The organism is Arenimonas sp. MALMAid1274 (assembly GCF_049195245.1).
GTDB lineage: Bacteria > Pseudomonadota > Gammaproteobacteria > Xanthomonadales > Xanthomonadaceae > Arenimonas.
The window spans coordinates 1-15,848 of sequence record NZ_JBMIRR010000025.1 but is presented as its reverse complement, the minus strand read 5'-3'; the positions used below and the strand labels follow the sequence as shown (position 1 = coordinate 15,848).

Genomic DNA, 15,848 nt, shown 5'->3' with positions numbered 1-15,848 from the left:
TCATCGTCTCCTTACACCAGGCCCTTGGCCTTGAGCGCCGAGACCAGCTCGGCGACGTCCTTCACCATCACGCCCTTGCTGCGCTTGGCGGGCGGCGCGTAGGACGTGGTCTTGAGATGGTCGCCCGACTCGACGCCGAGATCGGCCAGCTGCAGGGTTTCCATCGGCTTGGACTTGGCCTTCATGATGTCGGGCAGCTTGATGAAGCGCGGCTCGTTCAGGCGCAGGTCGGTGGTGACCACGGCGGGCAGGTCGACTTCCAGGGTCTCGAGGCCGGCGTCCACTTCGCGGATCACGGTGGCCTTGCCGTCGGCGACGTCCAGCTTGCCGGCGAAGGTGGCCTGCGGGCGGCCCCACAGCGTGGCCAGCATCTGGCCGGTCTGGTTGGCGTCGTCGTCGATGGCCTGCTTGCCGAGCAGCACGAGTTCAGGCTGTTCCTTCTCGATCAGCTTGAGCATCGCGCGGGCCGCGGTGAGCGGCTGGATGGCCTGGTCGGTGACCACGTGGATGGCGCGGTTGGCGCCCATGGCCAGGCCGTTGCGCAGGTGGGCCTGGCAGTCGGCCGGGCCGAGGGTGGCGACGATCACTTCGGTGGCGATGCCCTTGTCGCGCAGGCGCAGGGCTTCTTCCAGCGCGATGTCGTCGAAGGGGTTGGGCGACAGCTTGACGCCGTCGGTGACCACGCCGGAGCCATCGGGCTTGACCTGGATGCGGACGTTGTAGTCCACCACCCGCTTGTAACCGACCAGAATCTTCATCGTCGCGAGGTTCCTGTGGGGCAGGCCGCGGCACGGCGTGGGGGCCGCGCGGCGGACGTCAAAGGGAACGTGGATTCTACCCGGTCAGGGCGTCGCGGTGCAGTCAAATCGGCCGCGCGGGCGCGGACAGGCCGTGCTGCATCAGGCACTTAGGGCCGTACGGAGGCGGCGCGCGGCGTACGGGGAGGGTCGCGGCCGCGGCGTGTCAGGCGGCGGCGGTCTGCGTTTCCAGCGCCTGCAGCCAGTCTTCGTCCGAGCCCTCGTTGACGCCCTCGAACAGGATCGTGCTCAGGTAGCGCTCGCCGGTGTCGGGCAGCATGGCCAGGATCACCGAGCCCTCTGGGGCGGATTCGGCCACCGCCAGCGCGGCGGCGACCGTGGCGCCAGCGCTGAGCCCGACGAACACGCCCTCTTCCGCCGCAAGCCGGCGGGCGGTGTCGCGGGCGGTGAGGTCGTCGATCGGCACGATCCGGTCGGCGATGGCGCGGTCGAGCACGCCCGGCACGAAGTCCGGGGTCCAGCCCTGGATCTTGTGCGGGGCCCAGTCCTTGCCGTTGAGCAGCTGCGCGCCGGCGGGCTCGCTGGTGATGACCTGCAGGCCCGGCCGCGCAAGCTTCAGCACCTGGCCGGCGCCGGTGAGGGTGCCGCCGGTGCCCCAGCCGGTGACGAAGAAGTCGAGCCGGCGGCCGGCGAAATCGCGCAGGATTTCGGGGCCGGTGGTGCTGCGGTGGTAGGCCGGGTTGGCTGGATTGTCGAACTGCTGGGCCAGGAACCAGCCGTGGCGCGCCGCGAGTTCAGCCGCCTTGCGCACCATGCCGCTGCCGCGTTCGGCCGCAGGCGTCAGGATCACCTTGGCGCCATAGGCGCGCATCAGCTTGCGCCGCTCGATCGAGAAGGTTTCGGTCATCACTGCCACGAAGGGATAACCGCGCGCCGCGCACACCATCGCCAGGGCGATGCCGGTGTTGCCCGAAGTGGCTTCCACCACCGTCTGGCCGGGCTTGAGCACGCCGCGCTGCTCGGCGTCGAGGATGATCGCCAGCGCCAGCCGGTCCTTCACCGAGCCGCCGGGGTTGAAGGACTCGACCTTGGCGTAAAGCGCCACGTGCGGCGGCGCCACGCGATGCAGCTTCACGATCGGCGTGCCGCCGATGGTGTCGAGGATGCTGTCGTACAAAGCCATGGGAATTCTCCTAACGAACAGGCAAATCCGTAAATCCGGGGTCAGAGTGCATTCATGGTCGTGAGGCGGCCTTCGGACTCCAGGCAGTCAGGCGACCATGAATGCACTCTGACCCCGGATTTCGCGGATTTCGGTGGGCGGGGTGGTGAGGGGCGGGGTGCCGAACCAGTGCAGCGTGGTGGCCAGGGCGGCGACTTCGCCGAGGATGAGGAGGGCGGGGGACTGCACTTCGAAGTGGCGCGCGAGGTCGGGCAGGTCGGCCAGGCGGCCCGTGAGCACGCGTTGCTCGGGGCACGAGCCGTTTTCGATCAGGGCGAACGGGGTGGCGGGGGCGCGGCCGTGCGCCAGCAAGCGGTCGCGGAAGGCTTCCAGGCCGGCGACGCCCATGTAAACGGCCAGCGTCTGTTTTTCCTGCGCCAGCGCGCGCCAGTCGAGCGTGTCCAGCGAATCCCTGGCGTGCGCAGTGACGAAGCGCACGGACTGCGCGTGGTCGCGGTGGGTCAGGGGCACGCCGGCGTAGGCCGCGCAGGCCAGCGCCGCGGTGACGCCCGGGACCACTTCGAACGCGATGCCGTGGGCGTGCAGGAACTCGAGTTCCTCGCCGCCGCGGCCGAACACGAACGGGTCGCCGCCCTTGAGCCGCACCACGCGCCGCCCGGCCCGCGCATGCTCCAGCATCAGCGCGTGGATGCCGTCCTGGCTGACATGGTGGTTCGCCGCCTGCTTGCCCACCTCGATGAAGTCGGCATCGCGCCGCGCCAGTGCCAGCACGCCGGGCGAGACCAGGCGGTCGTGCAGGATCACGTCGGCCTGGTTGAGCAGGCGCAGCGCGCGCAGCGTCAGCAGGCCTGGGTCGCCGGGACCGGCGCCGACCAGCGCCACCGAGCCCCGGTCGCGCGAGGGCGGTACTTCGGCCAGCGCCGCCTCGAACGCGGCCTGCGCGCCCGCCGCATCGCCGGCGCGGAAGCGTTCGGCCACCGGTCCGGCCAGCAGCGCATCGAAGAAGCGCCGGCGCTCGGTCAGGCGCGGATGCCGCACCCGGATGCGCGCACGTTCGCGCAGCAGCAGGGCGGCGAGCGCCCCGATCGAATCGTCAAGCTCGGTCTCCAGCTTCTCGCGCAGGTGTCGGGCCAGCATGGGCGCGCCGCCGCCGCTGGAGATGGCGATCTGCAGCGGCCCGCGTTCGATCCGCGCCGGCGACTGGTAGCTCGACAGCGCCAGGTCGTCCACCACGTTGGCCCACACCTGCCGGGCTTCGGCGGCCGTAGCCACCGCCTGGTTCACGGCGGCGTCGTCGGTGGCCGCGACCACCAGCCAGGCGCCGTCGAGCCAGTCCGGCGAGAACTCGCCGGCCAGGTGTTCGATGCGTCCGGCCTGCACCAGCGCAGCCACCGAGGGATCCAGCCAGGGGGCGCCGAGCCGCACGCGCGCCCCCGCGGCCAGCAGCGGTTCCAGCTTGCGCCGCGCCACCGCACCGCCGCCGACCACCAGCACCCGCCGCCCTCGCAGGTCGGCGAACAGGGGAAACAGCGGGGCAGGCGCGTCGGACATGGGGCTGACGCTAGGCCCCCGGCCCTCGGCCGGGGAAATGACGACCCGCGCCGAACATATGCCTTCCGGTTATTTGAACCGTATGGACGCGGTCGGGAGGCCGGGTTAGTTTGCAGGTACGACCCCGGCGCCGCGCGCCGCCCCAGGATTCCCCGACATGGTTACGCGCCGTTCCCCGATGTGTTGTCGCCCGCTGGTGATCTAGACCCGCGTCGCGCCTGCACTCTTCCCGGAACCGCCATGACCCTGACCCAGCTGCGTTACCTGATCGCCATCGCCGACTCCGGCCTCAACATCACCCTGGCCGCCGAGAAGGTGCACGCCACCCAGCCCGGCCTGTCCAAGCAGCTCAAGCAGCTGGAGGACGAGCTGGGCTTCCTGCTTTTCCAGCGCAAGGGCCGCAGCCTGGAGTCGATCACGCCCGCCGGCAAGGACGTGCTGGCGCACGCGCGCCGCGTGCTGGCCGAAGCCGGCAACATCCGCGCCTACGCCGCCAACGAGCGCGGCGAGAAGCAGGGCCGGCTCACCCTGGTCACCACCCACACCCAGGCCCGGTTCGTGCTGCCCCCGGCCATCGCCGACCTGGCGCGCCGCTTCCCGGACGTCAGCATCCACCTGCAGCCCGCCGCCGAGGGCGAAGTGCTGGCGCAGCTGGCCACCGGGCAGGCCGACTTCGCGGTGGTAAGCACGGCCGGCGAAATCCCGACCGGCGGCCTGGCCGTGCCGCTGTATCGCTGGCGCCGCGTGGTGCTGGTGCGCGACGGGCATGCGCTGGCTTCGCTGGGCCGCGCGCCCACGCTGGCCGAACTGGCGCCGCTGCCCTTGGTCAGCTACGAGTCCACCAACAAACCCGAGTCGTCCCTGCGCCGCGCCTTCGCCGAGGCCGGCCTGGAGCCGCAGATCGCGATGACCGCGCGCGACGCCGACCTGATCAAGACCTACGTGCGCGCGGGCCTGGGCGTCGGCCTGCTGGCCGAAATGGCGGTCAGCGCGCGCGAGGACGGCGACCTGCGCGCGCTGCCCGCGCCCGCGGCGGTGCCCGAATGCACCAGCTGGGCCGTGCTGCCGCGCGAGCGCGTGCTGCGCGACTACGCGCTGGAGCTGCTGCTGGCGCTGGCGCCGCAGCTGGACCGCAGCGACCTCAAGCGTGCCGTGGCCGGGCACGATACGCCGCTGTGGCCCGCCCCGCCGAGCTGGGTGGAACTGAGCCAGGCCATCACCAACTGAGGATCCGCCATGTCCCGATTCAGGACGATGCTCGCGATGCTGCTGTGCGTGCTGCCGCTGGCGGCGATGGCGCAGGACCCCAAGCCCTATCCGGATGACGTGGCGCAATGGGTCACCGCGCAGGTGCCTTCGACCGCAGCCGTGGCCGATCGCCGCGTCTGGCTCTTGGCCGCCAACGGCTCGCCGCTCGACTGGGAGGTGACGCGTGAGGGCGGAAGCATTCTCGCCAAGCCTTACGAAGCCTCGCTGCGCGAGGCCGAGACGGCGGTGCAGCTGCCCTTCGTGCCCAAGGCCGAGGCTTTCCACGGCGCGCAGCAGGCCCGCAAGGTGTCCGACGGCTGGCTGGTGGTATTCAACCGCGGCGAGTTCGGCGGGGCGCTGTACTGGTTCTCGCCCGACGGAGAGCGCAACTACCGCATCTCCCCGCACCAGGTGGTGGACTTTTTCCTGGTCGGCAAGCGCCTGCATGCGGTGGAAGGCCTTGCGCACCTGGGCCTGTCCAGGGGCTCGGTGATCGCATTGGATCGCGTGAAGGGGCAGTGGCAGGCGAGCACGGTGGCCGAGCTGCCGGCGGCTCCGTACGCCGTGGCCCCGCAGGGCGGGGCCGTGCACCTGGTGTTGTCCAGTTCGGTCGTCACCCTGCGCGACGGTCGTATCGAAACCGTGCTGCCCGAGACCCCGTGGGACATGCTGTATCCGACGTCGGCCGCGTTCGGCGCCGATGGCCGGCTGTACGTCGGCCTGCGGCAGTACGTCGCACGCGCGGACCTGGCGGCGGGGAAGCTGGAGTTCCTGGTGCCCGACCTGCGCGCGGTGCACCGGCTGCCGGTGGACCAGGAACAGCAGGTCCGGCTGCGCGCAGAAGGCCGCTGAAGCCGGCCCGCACGCAAGGGGATCAGATCGCGCGCGCGCTGCCCGCCGCGATCATCGCCTCGGCCACCCACTCGGCCGCGCGGATGCCGTCCACGCCCGCCGACAGGATGCCGCCGGCATAGCCCGCGCCTTCGCCCGCCGGGAACAGGCCGCGGGTGTTGAGGCTCTGGCCGTCGTCGCCGCGCGTGATCCGAAGCGGTGACGAGGTGCGCGTCTCGACGCCGGTGAGCAGGGCATCGGCCATGTCGAAGCCCTTGATCTGCTTTCCGAACGCGGGCAGCGCTTCGCGGATCGCGTCCACGGCATAACCCGGCAGGGCCTGCGACAGGTCACCCAGGCGCACGCCCGGCGTGTACGAGGGCGTTACCGCGCCCAGCTCCGACGAGGCCCGTCCGGCCAGGAAATCGCCAACCTTCTGGCCTGGCGCATCGTAGGTTTCGCCGCCCAGCCGGAAGGCCACTTCCTCCCAGTAACGCTGCAGGGCGATGCCCGCCAGCGGACTGCCCGAGGCATCGTGTTCGGCGAAGTCCTCCGGCGTGATGCCCACCACGATCGCGGCATTGGCGTTGCGCTCGTTGCGCGAGTACTGGCTCATGCCGTTGGTGACCACGCGGCCGGGCTCGCTGGCGGCGGCGACCACGGTGCCGCCCGGGCACATGCAGAAGCTGTAGACCGAGCGGCCGTTGCGGCAGTGGTGCACCAGCTTGTAGTCGGCCGCGCCCAGGATCGGATGCCCTGCCTGCGGACCGAAGCGCGCCGCATCGATGATGGACTGCGGATGTTCGATGCGGAAACCGATCGAGAAAGGTTTGGCTTCCAGGTACACGCCGCGGCCGTGCAGCATCGCGAAGGTGTCGCGCGCGCTGTGGCCCAGGGCCATCACCACGTGGTCGGCGCGCAGGGTGGAGCCATCGGCCAGCACCACGCCGCGCACCTGGCGCACGCCGTCGGCGCCGGTTTCCACCGCCAGGTCGTCCACGCGGTGCGAGAAGCGGATCACGCCCCCCAGGGATTCGATGGTGGCGCGCATGTGCTCCACCATCGACACCAGGCGGAAGGTGCCGATGTGCGGCTTGGACACGTACAGGATTTCCTCCGGCGCGCCCGCGGCCACGAACTCGGTGAGCACCTTGCGGCCCAGGTGGCGCCGGTCGCTGATCTGGCTGTAGAGCTTGCCGTCGGAGAAGGTGCCGGCGCCGCCCTCGCCGAACTGCACGTTGGACTCGGGATTGAGCACCTTCTTGCGCCACAGGCCGAAGGTGTCCACGGTGCGTTCGCGCACCTGCTTGCCGCGCTCGAGGATGATCGGCCGCAGGCCCATCTGCGCCAGCACCAGGCCGGCGAACAGGCCGCAGGGCCCCATGCCTACCACGACCGGCCGCAGCGCCTGCCCGGGCACCGGCGCGGCGATGTAGCGGTAGGTGGTGTCGGGCGTGGGCGTCACCTTGATGCGGTGCGCCTGCGCCGCCGCGCGCTTGAGCACGGCCGCTTCGTTGGCCACGTCCACGTCCACCGAATAGGTCAGCACGATGTGGCCGCGCTTGCGGGCGTCGTAGCTGCGCTTGGCCACGGTGAGGGCGCGCAGGTCCGAGGCCGGCAGCTTCAGCCGGGCCAGGGTGGCTTCGGCCAGGGCCGATTCGGGGTGCTCCAGCGGCAGGGTGATGTCGGTGAGTCGAAGCATGGGACGGGCAGGGTCGGACCGGCCGACATGTTCCCACGGAGGCCGGTCCGGATGCGCGCGCGGGTGATCGCGTGGCACCGGGACTTGCGCGATGATGCGCCCGTGTGCCGACCTGCCCATCCCTGAGGAGCCCGCCATGCGTCCTGTCCTGCTGACCCTGACTGCTGCCGTCGTGCTCGCGCTGTCTGCCTGCCAGCCTGCCGGCGAGCCGGAAGCCACTCCCCCGGCCGATGTCGCGCCGGTCGCTGAATCTGCCCCCGCCGCCGACGCGCCCGCCGCCGACGCACCCATGTCCACGCCCTCGGGCGACCAGTACCCCGCCGCGCAGTCGGCCTGCCTGGACGCCGTGGCGGCGAAGGCCCAGGTGGATCGCGGTGAGCTCACCGTCACCGAAGTGCTGTGGGCCGAAGCCGGCGTCGGCGTCACCCTCCAGGTGCCGGGCAGCGAAGCGCCGTGGTCCTGCCTGTCCGACGAGGCCGGCAACGTGCAGGGCGCCGCGTCCACCGCAGGTGGCGATGCCGCCGCCAGCACCGACGCCGCCGGCCCAACCCCGGCCGCCGATGGCCAGACTTATCCGCAGGCCGAATCCGGCTGCCTGGACGCGATCGCGAAGGTCACCAACACCGACCGCGCCGGCCTGAAGGTCACCGAGGTCAAGTCGGCCGAGTCCGGCATCAGCGTCTACATCCAGGTGCCGGGTGCCAACGGCCCGTGGTTCTGCCTGGCCAATGCCGATGGTTCGGTGCAGGGCACCGAGTTCCGCGGCGACGAAGGCGCGCTCTGATCGGGGCAGCGCTCAGGCCGAGCGCGGCAAGGCCTCGTCGAAATGCAGGCCGCATTCGCGCTTGAGGCCGAAGAAGCGCGTGTCCTCCTCGCGCATGCCCGGCTGCCAGGGCCGGGTGGTGTGCACGTCGCCGATCGAGACATAGCCCTGGTCCCAGAGCGGGTGGTAGGGCAGGTCGTGCCGGGCCAGGTACTGGCCCAGGTCGCGGTCCGACCAGTCGGCCAGCGGGTGCAGCTTCCAGCGGCCGTCCTTGAGCGTGAGGAAATCGATGTCCGCGCGGCTGCTGGACTGGCTGCGGCGCAGGCCGGCGATCCAGGTGCGCACGCCCAGCTCCGACAGTGCGCGGTTCATGGGCTCGACCTTGCGCAGGCGGTTGTAGCGGTCGATGCCTTCGACGCCGTCTTCCCAGAGGCGGCCGTGGCGGGCTTCCATCCAGGCGATGCCCACCTGCGGGCGGTACACCTTCAGGTTCAGCTGCAGCCGCTCGGTCAGCTGGTCCACGAAGCGGTAGGTTTCGGGGAAGAGATAGCCGGTGTCGACCAGGATCACCGGCAGGTCGGCGCGGACGCGCGTGGCCATGTGCAGCGCCACCGCCGACTGCGCGCCGAAGCTGGACGAGAGCGCGTGTTCGCCCGACAGCGACTCCAGCGCCCAGGCGATGCGCTGCGGCGCGGCCAGGCCGGCCAGCCAGGTGTTGAGTTCGGCCAGCGCCTGCCGCGATTCCGCGGCGGCGGTGGGGTCGGGGACGATGCTCATGACGCCAGCTCCAGGGGAATGCCGATGCGCGGCGTGACCACGCCGGTGCGCACCAGGAAATCGCCGAATCCTTCGGCGGGGCGGCGCTGCGCGGCGTAGTCGGCCAGCAGCGGATCCAGGGCCGCGAGGATCTGCGGCTCGTCGATGTTTTCGCGGTACAGCGCGTTGAGGCGCTGGCCGCGGTGGTCGGCGCCCAGCATCAGGTTGTAGCGGCCCGGCGCCTTGCCCACCAGCGCGATCTCGCCCAGGTAGGGCCGCGAGCACCCGTTGGGGCAGCCGCTGATGCGCAGCAGGATCGGCGCGTCCAGCAGGCCATGCGCGGACAGCAGCGCTTCGATCTTGTCGGTGAGGGTGGGCAGGTAGCGCTCGGCCTCGGCCATGGCCAGGCCGCAGGTGGGCAAGGCCACGCAGGCGATGGACTTCAGGCGCAGCGGGCTGGCGGTGCGGAAGCCGGCCAGGCCATGCGCCTCGACCAGCGCGTCGATCAACGCGCGCCGCTCCGCGGGCACGCGGGCAATCACCAGGTTCTGGTTCGGCGTCATGCGGAAATCGCCGGTGTGCACGCGGGCGATCTCGCGCAGGCCGGTGAGGTGGGCGCCGTCGGGACCGTCCTGGATGCGGCCCGAGAGCAGGCGCAGCGTGAGGTGCCAGTGGCCGTCGTGGCCTTCGACCCAGCCGAAGCGGTCGCCGCTGTGCTCGAAATCGAAGTGCCGCGCGGGGGAGAGCGAGACCCCGGCGCGGCGTTCGACTTCCTGCGTGAACCAATGTACGCCGCGGTCGTCGAGCGTGTACTTGAGCCGCGCGCGCTTGCGTACGGCGCGGTTGCCGTAGTCGCGCTGCGTGGTGACCACGGCGGTGGCGACCGCGATGACCTGGTCGGGCGTGACGAAGCCGATCACGTCGGCCAGGCGCGGGTAGGTTTCCGGGTCGCCGTGGGTGGCGCCCATGCCGCCGCCGATGCTTACGTTGTAGCCCGCCAGTTCGCCGTCCTCGAGGATGGCGATGAAGCCCAGGTCCTGGGCGAACACGTCCACGTCGTTGACGGGCGGGATGGCGAAGCCGATCTTGAACTTGCGCGGCAGGTAGGCCTGGCCGTAGACCGGCTCGTCCTCGCTCCCGCTGCCGGCCACGCGTTCCTCGTCCAGCCAGATCTCGTAGTAGGCGCGGGTGTTGGGCAGCAGGTGTTCCGACAGCGCCGCGGCCTGCGCGTACACCGCGGCATGTGCGCGCGACTGCAGGGGGTTGGCGGCCACGGCCACGTTGCGGTTGACGTCGCCGCAGGCGGCCAGGGTGTCGATCATCTGGGCGTTGATGGCCTGCATCGTGGCCTTGAGCCGGCCCTTGATGACGCCATGGAACTGGAAGGCCTGGCGCGTGGTGATGCGCAGCCCGCGTTCGGCATAGGTGGTGGCGATGGCGTCCAGGCCCAGCCACTGCGCCGGCGTGATGACGCCGCCGGGCGTGCGGGTGCGGATCATGAAGCTGTAGTCGGGCTCGAGCCGGGACTGGCGGCGTTCCTCGCGCAGGTCGCGGTCGTCCTGCTGGTAGCTGCCGTGGTACTTGATCAGCACCTGGTCGGTCTCGGCCAGCGCGCCGGTGACCGGATCGGCCAGGCTCTGGCGCAGTGTGCCGCGCAGGCGGTCGCTGCCCTGCTTGATCTCCTCGACCGAATGCGCCGACATCAGTACACGTCCCGGGCGTAGCGGCCCTGCTGCTGCAGCGTGGCCAGGTAGTCGCGCGCGGCGTCGGCGTCGTGGCCGCCGTGGGTCGCGATCAGGTCCAGCAGCGCCGCCTCGACGTCGCGAGCCATGCGGCTGGCGTCGCCGCAGACGTACAGGTGCGCGCCGTTCTCCAGCCAGTCGTAGAGCGCGCGGCCGTGTTCCTGCAGGCGGTGCTGCACGTACACCTTGTGCGCCTGGTCGCGCGAGAAGGCCAGGTCCAGGCGGTGCAGCTGGCCGGTGCGCAGCGCCTGCTGCCACTCCACCTGGTAGAGGAAATCGTGGCGCGCGTGCGGGTTGCCGAAGAGCAGCCAATTGCGTCCGGACGCGCCGGTGGCCACGCGCTCCTGCAGGAAGCCGCGGAACGGCGCGACGCCGGTGCCCGGGCCGATCATCACGATGTCGCGGGTGGGATCGCGCGGCAGCCGGAAACGGTCGTTGCTTTCGATGTAGACGGGCAGCGTGTCGCCGTCTTCGCGGCCGGCCAGGAAATGCGAGGCCGCGCCCCAGCGGCGGCCACCCGGCGCGTCCCAGGCCAGGTGGTCCACGGTGAGGTGGGCTTCGGGACCGACCGCGGACTGGGCCGAGGCGATCGAGTACAGGCGCGGCGCCAGCGGGCGCAGCGAAGCCACCAGGTCCTCGGCGGTCCAGGCGGCCGGATGGGCCTGCAGCAGGTCCACCAGCTGGTGCGTGGCCAGCAGTTTGGCCAGTGCGTCGGCCTGGCCAGGCTCGAGCAGGCGAGACAGCGCGGGGCTGGCGCTGCGTTCGGCGTGGCGCTGCAGGAAGGGGCGGGCCAGTCGGGTTAGTTCGCGGCGCGAACCGAGCCACTCGCGCAGCGGCGCGCCGTCCACGTCGGTGTCCGCATCCAGCGACAGTTCGGCCAGCACGGCATCCACCAGCGCGGGCGGATTGTGCGGCCACACGCCCAGCGCATCACCGGGCGCGTAGCTCAGGCCCGAGCCTTCCAGCGACAGCTCCAGGTGGCGCACGTCCTTGCGGCTGTGGCGGCCGGTGAGGCGCTGGTTGGCCAGCAGCGGCGCGGCGTAGGGCTGGTCGCGCGTCCACGGCGAAGGCGCCGTGACGGCCGGGCGCAGCGGCGTCACCGTGGCCAGCGGGGCGCTGGCCTTGAGCTGCTCGCGCGCGGCGTCCAGCGCGCGGGCCAGCCAGGGCGTGGTCACGGTTTCGAAGTCGAGGTCGGCTTCGCCGCGCTCGAACAGGCGCTGGCCGCCCAGCTCGGCCAGGCGCGCGTCGATCTGGCGGCCGGTGGCGTTGAACTGCGGGTAGCTGGAGTCGCCCAGGCCCAGCACCGCGAACCGGAGCTGCTTCAGCGCCGGGGCGCGTTTGCCCAGCAGGTGCTCGACCAGGCCGCGGGCGTCATCCGGCGGGTCGCCGTCGCCCTGGGTGCTGATCACCACGTAGAGCAGGCGTTCGTCCTTGAGCTCGCGCAGCGGGTAGGCATCGGCGCGCAGAAGGCGCACCGCGAGGCCGGCGCCCTCGGCCTGGCGCGCCAGGGCCTCGGCCAGCCGCTTCGCGTTGCCGGTCTGGCTGCCGTAGACGATGCTCAGGCGGGCCGAGGCCGCGGGCTCCGCGGCCGCCGGCCGGACGCCGGGTCGGGCGGCCAGGCCGGCGGCATAGCCCGACAGCCACCACAGGCCGGGGGCGTCCAGCCCCTCGGTCAGGCGCGCCAGCAGGTCGACCTTGTCCTCGGGCAGGGGCGGCACGGGCAGGGCAACCGGGGCGGCGGGCATGTACGGACTCGATCAGGACGATGGGTCCACGCTACGCGCGCGCCGGCATTGCCCGGAAAGGATGAGGCGGCATGGCCATATGCCCGCGGCTCATTACCCGGGGCGGCCGCCAAAACCCTTATCCTTTGGCCATGATCCCCGCCCAGACCCTGTCCCACCTCGACCGCCTCGAGGCCGAAAGCATCCACATCCTTCGCGAGGTCGCCGCCGAGTTCCTCAACCCGGTGATGCTCTACTCGGTCGGCAAGGACAGCTCGGTGCTGCTGCACCTCCTGGTGAAGGCCTTCCACCCGGCCCGTCCGCCGATCCCGCTGCTGCACGTGGATACCGGCTGGAAGTTCCGGGAAATGATCGCCTTCCGCGACCAGCGCGCGGCCGAGACCGGGGTGGAGCTGCGCAGGCACACCAATCCCGAGGGCCTGGCCCAGGGCGTGGGTCCGATCAGCCACGGCGCCACGGTGCACACCGACGTGATGAAGACCGAGGCGCTGCGGCAGGCCCTGGACCTGCACGGCTTCGACGCGGCCATCGGCGGCGCGCGCCGCGACGAGGAGAAGTCGCGGGCCAAGGAGCGCATCTTCTCCTTCCGCAGCGCCCAGCACCGCTGGGACCCGAAGAACCAGCGGCCCGAGCTGTGGGACGTGTACAACACCCGCATTCGCAAGGGCGAGAGCGTGCGCGTGTTCCCGATCTCGAACTGGACCGAGCTCGACGTCTGGCTCTACATCTACCGCGAGAACATCCCGGTGCCGTCGCTGTACCTGGCGCGCGAGCGGCCGGTGGTGGAACGCGACGGCGCGCTGATCATGGTGGACGACGAACGGCTGCCGCTGCGCGCCGGCGAGACGCCGATGATGAAGCGGGTGCGCTTCCGCACCCTGGGCTGCTATCCGCTCACCGGGGCGATCGAGTCCGACGCCGACACGCTGGAGAAGGTGATCGCCGAAATGCTGGTCGCGCGCAGCAGCGAGCGCCAGGGCCGCGTGATCGACCATGACCCGACGGCATCGATGGAAAAGAAGAAGCAGGAGGGCTACTTCTGATGGCCGGGCACGATACCGAGGTCGCGGCCTACCTCAAGCAGCACGAGGCCAAGCCGCTGCTGCGCTTCATCACCTGCGGCAGCGTGGACGACGGCAAGAGCACCCTGATCGGGCGGCTGCTGCACGACACCAAGCGCCTGTTCGATGACCAGCTGGCGGCGCTGGAGAAGGACAGCCTGCGCCACGGCACCCAGAACGGCGAGATCGATTTCGCCCTGCTGGTGGACGGCCTGGCCGCCGAACGCGAGCAGGGCATCACCATCGACGTGGCCTACCGCTACTTCAGCACCGACAAGCGCAAGTTCATCGTCGCCGACTGCCCCGGGCACGAGCAGTACACCCGCAACATGGCCACCGGCGCGTCCACGGCCGACCTGGCGGTGGTGCTGGTGGATGCCCGCAAGGGCCTGCTGACGCAGACGCGCCGGCACAGCTACATCGTGTCGCTGCTGGGCATCCGGCACGTGGTGCTGGCGGTGAACAAGATGGACCTGGTGGACTTCGATCCGGCCGTGTTCGAGGCGATCGTGCAGGCGTATTCGGCCCTGGCCGCCTCGCTGGGCATCGCCTCGGTGCAGGCCATCCCGCTGTCGGCGCTCAAGGGCGACAACCTGATGGCGCCGTCGGCCGCGATGCCCTGGTACACCGGGCCCACGCTGCTGCAGGCGCTGGAGGACACCGCGCTGCAGTCCGACGACGCGGCGCGGCCGCTGCGTTTCCCGGTGCAGTGGGTGAACCGGCCCAACCAGGATTTCCGCGGCTTCGCCGGCACGATCGCGGCGGGTCGGGTCGCGCCCGGCGACGAGGTGGTGGTGCTGCCTTCAGGACGGCGCACGCGCGTCCAGCGCATCGTCACCGCCGACGGCGATCTGGCGCAGGCGGTATCCGGGCAGGCGGTGACGCTGACGCTGGCGGAGGAAGTGGACGTGAGCCGCGGCGACCTGATCGCGGCGGCCGACGATCCGCCGCAGGTGGCCGACCAGTTCGCGGCGCACGTGTTGTGGATGGATGCGCAGGCACTGCTGCCGGGCCGGCCGTACTGGCTCAAGATCGGCGCGCGCACGGTCACCGCGCAGGTCACCGAGATCAAGCACAAAGTGGACGTGAACACGCAGGCGCAGCTGGCCGCCAAGAGCCTGGATCTCAACGAAGTCGGCTACTGCAACCTCAGCTTCGACCAGGCGATCGCGTTCGAGTCGTATGCCGACAACCGCCGGCTGGGCGGCTTCATCCTGATCGACCGGCAGAGCAATGCCACCGTGGCCGCCGGCACGCTGGACTTCGCGCTGCGGCGCGCGGCCAACATCCACTGGCAGCACCTGGACGTGGACCGGCAGGCGCGCGCGCGCATCAAGGGCCAGCGGCCGCGGGTGCTGTGGTTCACCGGCCTGTCGGGCGCGGGCAAGTCCACCATTGCCAACCTGGTGGACAAGCAGCTGCATTCGCGGGGGCTGCACACCTTCATCCTGGACGGCGACAACGTGCGCCACGGGCTCAACCGTGACCTGGGATTCACCGACGAGGACCGCGTGGAGAACATCCGCCGCGTGGCCGAGGTGGCGCGGCTGATGGCGGACGCCGGCTTGATCGTGCTGGTGAGCTTCATCTCGCCGTTCCGGGCCGAGCGGCGGATGGCGCGCGAGCTGTTCGCGCCGGGCGAGTTCGTCGAGGTGCACGTGGACACGTCGCTGGCCGAAGCCGAGCGGCGCGACCTCAAGGGCCTGTACGCCAAGGCGCGCGCCGGCCAGATCCGCAACTTCACCGGCATCGACTCGCCCTACGAGCCGCCGGAAAACCCCGAGCTAGTGCTCGACACCCTGCGCGAAACCCCCGAGGCCCTCGCCACCCAGGTCGTCGCCCGCCTCCTGGCCGACTGAACTCCGGGAAATCCGGGGTCAGAGTGCGTTTAGTTTTCCAGCGGGTCGGTACGTTTGCGGGGCGGTCTGCAGGAAAACTAAACGCACTCTGACCCCGGAGTTTCCGCGTTTGCGCGCTGAGCGCGGAGGGCGAGGGCGGCGGCGAAGCGGGCGGCGGCGCCTTCGGAGAAGGGCAGGAAGACGGACGGCTCGGTCAGTTCGAGTTCCAGCAGCTGCGGGCCGGTGTCCGAGGGAAGCAGGTCCACGCGCGCGTAGGGCAGGGTGTCGAAGGGCAATGCGGCCAGTGCCTTCGCGGCGACGGCATGTTCTTCGGCGCTGGGCGTGCGCGGCTGGATGCGTTCGGGTGCGAACAGGCCGCCGGTGGGACCTTCGCCCCGCTTGAGCAGCGGCCCCTTGCGGATGGCATGGCTGAAGACGCCGTCGAAGAACAGCAGCGCCGTTTCACCCTGCTCGTCCACCGCCTTGAGGTAAGGCTGCACCAGCACGTGCCGGCCCTGGTCGAGCAGGCGGCGGGCATGGGCCAGCGCGGCCTCGCGCTCGCTGCGCAGGTAGCGCTGGGCATCGCGCGAACCCGCGCCGACGGTGGGCTTGACCACGAACTCTTCCAGGTCCGGCAGCGACGCGGGATCGTCGCCAGGCGCCAGGTAGT

The 15,848-nt window shown here is 71.0% G+C and carries 12 protein-coding genes and 1 pseudogene; 5 read left to right on the top strand and 8 right to left on the bottom strand.

All coding sequences use genetic code 11. From position 1 onward, the window contains the following. Positions 1 to 11: 11 nt before the first annotated feature. From ACOQFR_RS04960 to cysG, 3 genes are all read right to left on the bottom strand, one after another. Complete coding sequence (locus ACOQFR_RS04960) at positions 12 to 758, bottom strand: electron transfer flavoprotein subunit beta/FixA family protein (RefSeq protein ID WP_421379193.1); 747 nt, start codon at positions 756 to 758, stop codon at positions 12 to 14. Between the two features lie 205 nt (positions 759 to 963). Beyond that, positions 964 to 1,941: a cysteine synthase A gene (cysK, locus tag ACOQFR_RS04955; protein WP_421379191.1), complete on the bottom strand. Its 978-nt coding sequence runs from the start codon at positions 1,939 to 1,941 to the stop codon at positions 964 to 966. 87 nt (positions 1,942 to 2,028) lie between these two features. Then, positions 2,029 to 3,492, bottom strand: a complete 1,464-nt coding sequence (gene cysG / locus ACOQFR_RS04950; protein WP_421379189.1) for a siroheme synthase CysG — start codon at positions 3,490 to 3,492, stop codon at positions 2,029 to 2,031. A gap of 240 nt (positions 3,493 to 3,732) precedes the next feature. Between cysG and ACOQFR_RS04945 the strand changes: the two genes are divergently transcribed. Together ACOQFR_RS04945 and ACOQFR_RS04940 are read left to right on the top strand one after the other, a co-directional pair. Further along, positions 3,733 to 4,719, top strand: a complete 987-nt coding sequence (locus ACOQFR_RS04945) for a LysR family transcriptional regulator (protein WP_421379187.1) — start codon at positions 3,733 to 3,735, stop codon at positions 4,717 to 4,719. A gap of 9 nt (positions 4,720 to 4,728) precedes the next feature. Next, complete coding sequence (locus ACOQFR_RS04940) at positions 4,729 to 5,592, top strand: hypothetical protein (protein WP_421379185.1); 864 nt, start codon at positions 4,729 to 4,731, stop codon at positions 5,590 to 5,592. Between the two features lie 22 nt (positions 5,593 to 5,614). On the opposite strand, the gene ACOQFR_RS04935 is transcribed toward ACOQFR_RS04940, so the two are convergent. Beyond that, the gene (locus ACOQFR_RS04935) at positions 5,615 to 7,273 is read right to left on the bottom strand and encodes an NAD(P)/FAD-dependent oxidoreductase (protein ID WP_421379183.1); all 1,659 of its coding nucleotides are present in this window, start codon (positions 7,271 to 7,273) and stop codon (positions 5,615 to 5,617) included. A gap of 136 nt (positions 7,274 to 7,409) precedes the next feature. On the opposite strand from ACOQFR_RS04935, the gene ACOQFR_RS04930 reads away from it, so the two are divergent. Further along, complete coding sequence (locus tag ACOQFR_RS04930) at positions 7,410 to 8,057, top strand: hypothetical protein (RefSeq protein ID WP_421379181.1); 648 nt, start codon at positions 7,410 to 7,412, stop codon at positions 8,055 to 8,057. Between the two features lie 12 nt (positions 8,058 to 8,069). Here the strand turns inward: ACOQFR_RS04930 and ACOQFR_RS04925 are convergent, their stop codons facing one another. The 3 genes from ACOQFR_RS04925 to ACOQFR_RS04915 are packed head-to-tail and all read right to left on the bottom strand — an operon-like array spanning position 8,070 to position 12,279. Then, complete coding sequence (locus tag ACOQFR_RS04925) at positions 8,070 to 8,813, bottom strand: phosphoadenylyl-sulfate reductase (RefSeq protein WP_421379179.1); 744 nt, start codon at positions 8,811 to 8,813, stop codon at positions 8,070 to 8,072. Beyond that, the gene (cysI, locus tag ACOQFR_RS04920; protein ID WP_421379176.1) at positions 8,810 to 10,495 is read right to left on the bottom strand and encodes an assimilatory sulfite reductase (NADPH) hemoprotein subunit; all 1,686 of its coding nucleotides are present in this window, start codon (positions 10,493 to 10,495) and stop codon (positions 8,810 to 8,812) included. The genes ACOQFR_RS04925 and cysI overlap by 4 nt, the downstream gene beginning before the upstream one ends. Next, the gene (locus ACOQFR_RS04915; RefSeq protein ID WP_421379174.1) at positions 10,495 to 12,279 is read right to left on the bottom strand and encodes an assimilatory sulfite reductase (NADPH) flavoprotein subunit; all 1,785 of its coding nucleotides are present in this window, start codon (positions 12,277 to 12,279) and stop codon (positions 10,495 to 10,497) included. The genes cysI and ACOQFR_RS04915 overlap by 1 nt, the downstream gene beginning before the upstream one ends. 131 nt (positions 12,280 to 12,410) lie before the next feature. On the opposite strand from ACOQFR_RS04915, the gene cysD reads away from it, so the two are divergent. Both cysD and cysN read left to right on the top strand, forming a co-directional pair. Beyond that, on the top strand, positions 12,411 to 13,322 hold the full coding sequence (gene cysD, locus ACOQFR_RS04910; protein WP_421379172.1) for a sulfate adenylyltransferase subunit CysD: 912 nt from the start codon (positions 12,411 to 12,413) through the stop codon (positions 13,320 to 13,322). Next, complete coding sequence (gene cysN, locus ACOQFR_RS04905; protein WP_421379170.1) at positions 13,322 to 15,199, top strand: sulfate adenylyltransferase subunit CysN; 1,878 nt, start codon at positions 13,322 to 13,324, stop codon at positions 15,197 to 15,199. The genes cysD and cysN overlap by 1 nt, the downstream gene beginning before the upstream one ends. A 77-nt stretch (positions 15,200 to 15,276) precedes the next feature. Here the strand turns inward: cysN and ACOQFR_RS04900 are convergent. Next, positions 15,277 to 15,848 (bottom strand): annotated as a pseudogene (locus ACOQFR_RS04900) (hypothetical protein); the annotation flags it as partial.